Here is a 6,391-nt window from a genome sequence, read left to right as displayed (position 1 = left end):
GTCCTGCAGCTCGTCGCGGCGGTTTTGGCCGGCCTGGGCCCCCGCTATCACCTCGTCCCCTCTCGTTGGTTAGTTCCGTATGCGCCCGCCGCGCGCGGCCCGCCGCTCCTCGACCTCTGCGAGCCGCCCAGGGCCGTCGGCATCGAGTGACGCGCCGTAGCTTGCGAGCTCGCCCGCAATGTCCGCGAGCACGTATCCCACCTCGGTGAGCCGCTCAGCCGCCGCGGCCAGTGCAGGATCGTGCTCGGAGACCTGGTCGAGGGCACGCTTCGCGGCATCCACGAGCGTGGTGGCATCGCCGGCTTCGCCGAAGTCCTCCGCGACGAGCGCCTCATGCGCCTGCTGGGCGGCGAGCCTCAGCGCCTCGAGATTGGAGAGCCTGAGCGACTCGGTCCTGAGCTCCTCGTCCTCGCCCGGCTGGGGGTCGATGGCGGCGATCTCCTCGAGCGCCGCCTCAAGCGCCTCCGCTTCGCGGATCCGCTCGCGGGACGCCGAGGTCAGCTCCGCGAGCTCGCGCTGCGCCGCCGTCCAGCCCGCGTAGAGGGAGGTGTACTCCCCCAATCTGGCCGCGAACTCGTCGCCCGCGAAACGGTCGAGGGCCTCCCGCTGAGCGGCCGAGCTCTTGAGCCTCAGCTGCTCCGACTGGCCGTGGATCACCACGAGCTGCTGTCCCACCTCGGCCAGGGCCCCCACCGGGGCCGAGCGCCCACCCACGTGCGCCCGGCTGCGCCCATCAGCACTCACGGTGCGCGCCAGCAGCAGGTCGGCGACGCCGTCGTGCTCGTCAACCTCGGCGCCCGCCTCCAGCGCGCGTTCGACGGCGGCATGCCCGGGAGCCAGCCGCACGCTCGCCTCGGCGAGGGCGGACTTCGCGCCTACCCGAACGGCCCCCGCGTCGGAGCGCCCGCCGAGGAGGAGGCCGAGCGCGGTGACCACCATCGTCTTGCCCGCTCCGGTTTCACCAGTGACCACGCTCAAGCCCGGTCCGAGAGGCAAGGCGGCGTCCGCGATGACGCCCAGGTCACGGATCCGAAGTTCCTCGATCACTCGTCGCTGTCCTTCCCGATCTCGGCGCTGGTCGCCTCTACTCCAGCCTCCGCGCTGGTCACCTCTACTGCGGCCCCCTGTGCATTGGCGTGCACGTTTCCGATCTTCCTGCCCGACCACGGCTGGGCCGGGAGCTCCGCCACCGCTCCGCCTCCGTTGCTGCCGACAGGTGCTGGCCCGCGCCAGCCGTGAATGGGAAGCTCGAACTTCCGGACCAATCGGGCGGAGAACGGCGTCGCGCTGATGCGGGCAAGCCTCACCGGGCGCGGCGATCTCGTCACCTCGACCCGGGCGCCCGGGGGAAGGTCCACGCTCCGCCTGCCGTCACACCACAGGACCCCCTGCGCCTCGGTGCGGTTGAGGATCTCGATGGCCAGCCTCGAATGCGGGGAGACGACGAGGGGCCGGGCGAAGAGCGCGTGCGCGCTGATGGGGGCGATGAGCAGCGCCTCGACCTCCGGCCACACCACCGGACCGCCCGCGGAAAACGAGTACGCGGTACTTCCCGTGGGAGTCGCGAGGACCACGCCGTCGCATCCGAAGGACGTGAGCGGCTTGCCGTCGACCTCCGTGACCACTTCGATCATGCGCTCGCGGCTGGCCTTCTCGATGGCCGCCTCATTGAGCGCCCAGCTATGAGCCACCTTGCGTCCACGGATCCACACCGTGACATCGATGGTCATGCGCTCCTCGACGGAATAGCTCCGGCTCGCGATCCACTCCACTGTCTGGGCGAGGTCCGCCCGCTCGCTCTCCGCGAGGAAGCCGACATGGCCGAGATTCACACCCAGGAGGGGCACGTCGACCTCGCGGACGAGCTCAGCGGCCCGCAGGATGGTACCGTCGCCCCCGAGAACCATTACGAGCTCCACGTCCGCGAGCTCCACGTCCCTGCCGAGGATCTCCGTGGGGTGGTCGAGGCCCCCGAAGTGGGCCTCGAGGTCCTTCTGCTGCTGGTCTGCCATGACCGGCACAAGGCCTGAGCCGTGGAGCTGGGCGCAGGCCTCCTGCGCCGCGATCATCGACTCCTCCCGGCCAGTGTGCGCCAAGACAAGCACGCGTCTGTTCATGGCGTTCCCCTTCCTCGGGCCGTCGGATCAGGCCATACGGTGTCGAGGAGTTCTTCGACTCCCACCGGGTCATCGAGGTCATCCCTTCCCGGACGCCTCAGCCACAGGAAGTATTCCACGTTGCCGTCCTGGCCGGGCAGCGGGCTCTCGGCGAGCCCACGCAGGGCAAGACCGGAGTCGACGGAGGCCCGCGCCACGCCTTCGACGGCGCGCCGGCGCTCGGCGTCAGAGCTGACGACGCCGGTCTTCGCCAGCCGCTCGCGCCCCACCTCGAACTGTGGTTTGACCATGAGCAGGAAGTCGCCGCCGGGCTCGGTGCAAGCGGCCAGTGCGTCAATGACAAGCGTGAGCGAGATGAACGACAGGTCGGCCACCGTGAGGCGGACCATCCCTCCGATCAGCTCGGGCCTGAGGTCCCGCACGTTGAGACCTTCGTGGACGGCGACTCGCTGGTCCGCCCTGAGTCGCTCGACCAGCTGGTCGTGGCCGACGTCCACCGCGACGACGCGCGCCGCCCCCGCTTCGAGGAGGACATCCGTGAAGCCTCCCGTCGAGGCGCCGGCATCCAGGCACACGAGGCCTTGCGGTCGGACCTCCGGAAAGCGCGCAAGCGCCCCGGCGAGCTTGTGGCCGGCCCGGCTTGCGTAGCGATCGTGCTCGGAAGCCTCGACGTCGATCGAGTCGTCCGCGGAGACCGCGAGGGAGGGCTTGACCGCGGTGTGACCGGCCACCGACACGTGCCCGTCCGCGATGAGCTTGGCCGCATGGGTCCGCGAGCGGGCCAGTCCACGGCTGACGAGTTCGAGGTCGAGTCGCGGCACGCGCTAGTCCCCCGGCTCCTCGTCGAGCGCCGCGGCGAGAGCGTCGTGGAACTGTTCGAAGGCCTCGGCCCGCCGCACGCCGCCGAGGGATGTGGCCTGCTCCAGCAGCGCCAGAGCACGGTCCACCGCCAGCGTTTCCTCGCTCATGTCCCCCAGCTTATCGAGGGCTGGGGTTGAGTCGGCGTCAGGGCTCCCAGACGATTTCGGGGTCGGTCGGCTCATCGCTGTGCGGCCGGGCCTCCCACCACGCTGCGCAGGCGGCGCGCCAGGCATCGAGGTCGTCAGGCCGGCCACTGACGCGAATGGTCGAGCCCTCGACCCTCGCCGCAGAACGCCCAGCCCGCCAGCCGCCGTCGAGCGCCTCGGGGAACGCGTACGGGGCGTAGAGCTCGTCCAACGTCGCGAGGATGTACGTCGGGCGCTCCTCAGTCCTGGCAGCAAGGATGCTCTGCCTCGTGTCGACTCCCGTCAGAACCGCCGCCGTTTCGAACCCGGCCCGATTGCCGCCGAGGATGTCGGTGTCCAGACGGTCGCCCACGACAAGCGGCCGGCGCGCTCCGAGACGTTCGGCCGCGGTGAGGAACAGCGGGGCCTCGGGCTTGCCCGCCACCAGCGGTTCTTTGGCCGTGGCCGCACGCACCGCATTCACAAGGCTCCCGTTGCCCGGCGCGATCCCGCGGGCCTGCGGAATCGAGAGGTCGGTATTGGTTGCGATCCAGAGGGCACCCCCGGCCACGGCGAAGGAGGCCTCGGCCAGATCACGCCACCCCAGATCTGGGCTGAAGCCCTGGATGACCGCAGCCGGCCCGTCCTCCGCCGAGTGGACCGGAACGAGTCCGCGAGCTTCGACCTCGCGGCGCAGCGCGGGGCTTCCCGTGACCAAGACCTTCGATCCGGCCGGCACCTTGCGGGCGAGCAGCTCGGCGCCCGCCTGCGCGGAGCTCACGACGTCCTCAGCTTCGGCGGGCGCGCCGAGCTCGCGCAAGTGGGCGGCGACCTCAGCAGTGGAGCGCGAGGCGTTGTTGGTCACGTAGCCCAAGCGCACGCCCCGGCCGGCGAGCCCCCGCAGCGCCTCCGGCGCTCCGGGGATCGCGTGGGGGCCCGCATACACCACACCGTCCAGATCGGACAGGACCGCGTCGAACGCGTCGATAAAGACGGTGGTCCCTTGCGGCGAATCAGACATCGTCCGAGCCGGGAGCGCCCGGAGCTTCGCCTTCACCGTCGCTGCCGGCCAGCTCCGACTCGTCACGCTCGGTCACACCGATTTCGTCCTCGGCCAGAGCCGCCTCCTCGGCCGCGGGACCTTCCTCGTCGGCCGGGCCGTCCGGCTCGCCCGCGGTCTCGCCGGCCTCGGCGTCGGTCCCAGCCGCGTCGCCCAGGGCCTGGTCGCCGAGGGGCTCGTCGTCCTCATCGGAACCGACATAGAGATCCGCCTCGTCCTCTTCATCCTCGCCGAGGTCGAGGATGTCCGGCTCGCTGAACTCGCCGACGCCAAGGGCGCTCTCTGCCACTCCGATCTGGCGGTACCACTTGGATGCCTCGTCCGAGCGACCCGCAGCGCTGAGCGCATCGGCGTAGGCCTCGAAAAGGCGGGGGCTGAACGAGAAGGCGCGGTTGATGTCGAGCTGTGGAATCTCCAGCTCTTCCACTGCACCCGCGAAGTCGCCCATGTCTGCCCGAGCACCCGAGGCAACAATGGCCAGTTCCACCTTGCTGGCGGTGTCGAGCATGTCCCGCTCGTCGGAGCGGGTCAGCTCGAGCGCCTTCTCCGGTCGGCCGAGGCCGCGCTCGCAGTCGGCCATGTGGGGAAGGTGAATGCTTGACCCAGTGATGCGGCGAAATGTGCGGAATTCGCGCAGCGCGTCGTCGTAATGGCCAGCTTCATAGGCCGTCATTCCCACGGCCTCGCGGACCGCTCCGATCCGACCGCCACGACGGCTTGCCGCCAAGGCGTGCTCGAACGCCAGTTCGGGATTGATGTCGATCAGGCGCCCGGCCATAACGAGATGCTTCGAGACCCATTCCGCGTTTCGGCTATCGAGCGTGCGCAGCTGAGCCATCGTGCCGCGGTCGAGCTCCTTGCCCGTCACGTCCGGGTCGATCTCAGGCGACCGCTCGCGATCCGGTCGGTTGGACGCGCGCAGATCACCTGCGTTGTGCTCGCGCGTAAAGCCCTCTTCGCGGTGCTCGTGGCCCCCTTCACGCTCAAAACGCGGCCGGTCGGATCGCTCGCCACGGTTTCCATAAGGACGGCGCTCGCCGCGGTCCTCACGGTCCCCATAGGAGCGCCGCTCACCGCGGTCACTGCGCTCACCGTACGGCCGACGCTCACCGCGGTCACTGCGCTCACCGCGATCGGGCCGATCGCCATATGCCCGACGCTCACCGCGATCCCCACGGTCACCGTAGGGACGGCGCTCACCGCGATCGGGACGCTCACCATACGGCCGCCGCTCGCCGCGGTCCCCGTAGGGCCGGCGCTCGCCGCGGTCCTCACGGTCAAACCTGGGACGCTCGCCGCGATCGGGGCGCTCGCCATACGGGCGGCTCTGCCCACGGTCCGAACGCTCACCATACGGTCGACGCTCCCCACGATCGGGGCGATCACCGTACGGTCGACGCTCCCCACGATCAGGGCGGTCCCCATACGTGCGACGCTCCCCGCGGTCACCACGGTCCGCACGGTCACCGAAGGGACGACGCTCCCCACGATCGGGACGATCACCGTACGGTCGACGCTCCCCACGATCGCCAAACGGACGCTGATTCTCCCGGTCCCCGCGATCACCATAGGGACGACGATCACCCCGGTCATCCTGACCATAGCGAGGACGATCGCCGCGGTTGCCGAAGGGTCGGCGCTCGCCCTGCCCTGCAGGACGATAGGACCGGCGCTCCCCGCGAGCGTCGCGACGATCGCCCCGCTCGCGATCATCGCGGGAACGGTCACGCTCACCATCGCGTGCGCCCCAAGCACGATTGTCGTCGTCGCGTCGACGGTCGCGGAAACCTCGCGGTTCGCCGCCAGAATTGTTCGCACCGCGGAAGGCACCACCAGACCGATCAGAGCCCCGGCCTCCGGCGCCACGACGCGGGCCACCAAACCCCCGTCCGCCTTGGCCGCGCCTGAAGTCCTCTGCCATGTGGTTCCTTTCCTTGTGCAGACGCATCAGGCGGCTGCAGCTGTTGCGGTTCGAAACCGCAGATAACAAGTCCTTGAAGTCCGCCCGCTTGAGGGCAAATCCGACATCAAGTCTAATTCGTCAGTGCGGGCCGCGGTGCTCGCATGAGGACTTGGTTGTTAAAAGCGTGTGGGCCCCACTGCGTTGTGGGGCCCACCCGTTGTGGTGTGTTCCGGCGGTGTCCTACTCTCCCACACCCTGTCGGGTGCAGTACCATCGGCGCTGTGGGGCTTAGCTTCCGGGTTCGGGATGGGTCCGGGCGTTTCCC

General features: G+C 69.8%; 6 protein-coding genes, 1 rRNA gene and 1 pseudogene. All 8 read right to left on the bottom strand.

Annotated elements, in window-relative coordinates; genetic code table 11:
- Positions 1-1,047, bottom strand: a pseudogene (locus ACTHL9_RS06010) (AAA family ATPase); the annotation flags it as partial.
- Positions 1,044-2,117, bottom strand: a complete 1,074-nt coding sequence (locus ACTHL9_RS06005; protein WP_440517936.1) for an NAD kinase — start codon at positions 2,115-2,117, stop codon at positions 1,044-1,046. The gene ACTHL9_RS06005 and the pseudogene ACTHL9_RS06010, both read right to left, overlap by 4 nt.
- Positions 2,114-2,938, bottom strand: a complete 825-nt coding sequence (locus ACTHL9_RS06000; RefSeq protein ID WP_440517935.1) for a TlyA family RNA methyltransferase — start codon at positions 2,936-2,938, stop codon at positions 2,114-2,116. The genes ACTHL9_RS06005 and ACTHL9_RS06000 overlap by 4 nt, the downstream gene beginning before the upstream one ends.
- Positions 2,939-2,941: 3 nt before the next feature.
- Complete coding sequence (locus tag ACTHL9_RS05995; protein ID WP_440517934.1) at positions 2,942-3,085, bottom strand: hypothetical protein; 144 nt, start codon at positions 3,083-3,085, stop codon at positions 2,942-2,944.
- A 37-nt stretch (positions 3,086-3,122) separates the two neighbouring features.
- A complete protein-coding gene (locus ACTHL9_RS05990) occupies positions 3,123-4,124 on the bottom strand; it encodes an HAD-IIA family hydrolase (protein ID WP_440517933.1) in 1,002 nt (333 codons plus the stop codon).
- On the bottom strand, positions 4,117-5,031 hold the full coding sequence (locus tag ACTHL9_RS05985) for a hypothetical protein (RefSeq protein ID WP_440517932.1): 915 nt from the start codon (positions 5,029-5,031) through the stop codon (positions 4,117-4,119). The genes ACTHL9_RS05990 and ACTHL9_RS05985 overlap by 8 nt, the downstream gene beginning before the upstream one ends.
- A complete protein-coding gene (locus ACTHL9_RS05980) occupies positions 5,028-6,041 on the bottom strand; it encodes a hypothetical protein (protein ID WP_440517931.1) in 1,014 nt (337 codons plus the stop codon). Before ACTHL9_RS05980 ends, ACTHL9_RS05985 begins: the two co-directional genes overlap by 4 nt.
- 252 nt (positions 6,042-6,293) lie before the next feature.
- Positions 6,294-6,391: ribosomal RNA gene (gene rrf / locus ACTHL9_RS05975) — 5S ribosomal RNA — on the bottom strand; the annotation flags it as partial.

Origin of the sequence: Sinomonas sp. (assembly GCF_051955515.1) — a bacterium.
GTDB lineage: Bacteria > Actinomycetota > Actinomycetes > Actinomycetales > Micrococcaceae > Sinomonas.
The sequence above is the reverse complement of the archived record's forward strand: the minus strand, read 5'-3'. Positions and strand labels throughout refer to the sequence as shown.